This window comes from Kitasatospora sp. NPDC057595, from assembly GCF_042800875.1.
Taxonomy (GTDB): Bacteria; Actinomycetota; Actinomycetes; order Streptomycetales; family Streptomycetaceae; genus Kitasatospora.
On the sequence record NZ_JBHVGL010000067.1, the window covers coordinates 1 to 1,557 of the forward strand.

Genomic DNA, 1,557 nt, shown 5'->3' on the forward strand with positions numbered 1-1,557 from the left:
ATTTAAAACAGGTCTTAATGAATCCCAAATAACTGAAGAAAATGAAATTATTTCGCAACCTATTACATTTCATGATTCCAGCAAGCTTGTAATGGGTTCATTAAAAAAGATATGTGAGGATTTTAATATTTCGCAAGAAAAAGCAAAAATAGATTTAAAAGACCATATTTTGAAATTGGGATGGGCGCTTGACGCTGACGGAAACCCCACAAATGACCCGGGTAAATATGATGACCGGGAATCCCAAGGGAATTATTTTATGAAGGTCGATCCGTATGAACCTGAATTAAATGAATATTTACGGTTGGACTGTGTGGCATTATATGAAATTGTTACAATGCTTATTGAAATATCCGGCTTGCCGATTCATGAATTTTTAAAATGTCCTACTACCGCAAGTCTTGCAATGAAAGTATATCAAATGAATTATCCTGAAGATTATGAAAAGGCTATTTCCACGAATTACGGTTATAGCAAATGGGGCGAGTTTACAGAGGATTTTATACGCAAGGCATATTATGGTGGACGTACAGAAGTATTTCAAAGTGAATTAAATGGCGGCTTTCATTATGATGTAAATTCATTATATCCGTACGTTATGAAAGTGAACCCAATACCTATAGGGAAACCGCGTCACCATAAAGGAGACAAAGCCCGAAACGTATTTAAATATTGGTACAGCTATAGACAGGGCGGCGGTTTTTTAGAATGTGATATTCACATACCGACTACTTTACATATACCGCCTCTACCTCACAGAATGTACAAAAAATTATGTTTCCCGGTCGGTAACCTTTCAGGGATATGGACGTTTGAAGAAATTGAATTGGCGTTAGAAATGGGTGCTAAAATAAAAGAAATTCATCAATGTATTTATTTTGAAAAGACCGATTATATATTTAAAGATTTTGTCTCCTATTTTGAAGAGATTAAAAATAAAAGTGATGGAGCAAAAAAGACGTTTGCAAAATTAATGCAAAATGCACTGTACGGAAAATTCGGTATGCAAAGGGTTCGGCAAACGATTTTACCTGTCACAGAAATTGAGACATGCGAAGAAAAAGGCTATCCTTATGTTGAATTATTTAACCCTGTATATGGACAAGAATTTATTGAAGCAGCCGTCCCCAGCAAAGCGCCGTATATTCAGCCGCATATAGCCGCCTACGTTACGTCATACGCGCGTATTTTATTATATAGAGGTTTAATTAAACAATTAGAAAAAGGCGATGTGGCATATTGTGATACCGATTCAATAGCATGTGAAGCTATTTTTGATGATGACATGGTTGACGATAGAGAGTACGGTAAATGGAAACTGGAAGGTATTCTTGAAGAAGGTTTATTCATTCAACCAAAAACGTATTATGAAAAATATGCTGATGAAATAAAACCAGAAGAAATAGAAAAAGAAATATCCTCTTTTTCTCGGAATGTATTTAATTATCCCGAAAAAAGCAAAGTAAAACAATATCGTTTGGTCAAAGGTTCGGAGACAATGAAATTTAAAGGCATTCCCGGCGCGTATATCAAGAAATTAAATAGAGGGGTATATTA

1 protein-coding gene is annotated in these 1,557 nt (G+C 35.1%); it reads left to right on the plus strand.

The window, feature by feature from the left end:
• The coding region (locus ACFU9E_RS35480) for a DNA polymerase (RefSeq protein WP_380715705.1) at positions 1–1,557 on the plus strand (1,557 nt) is incomplete at both ends.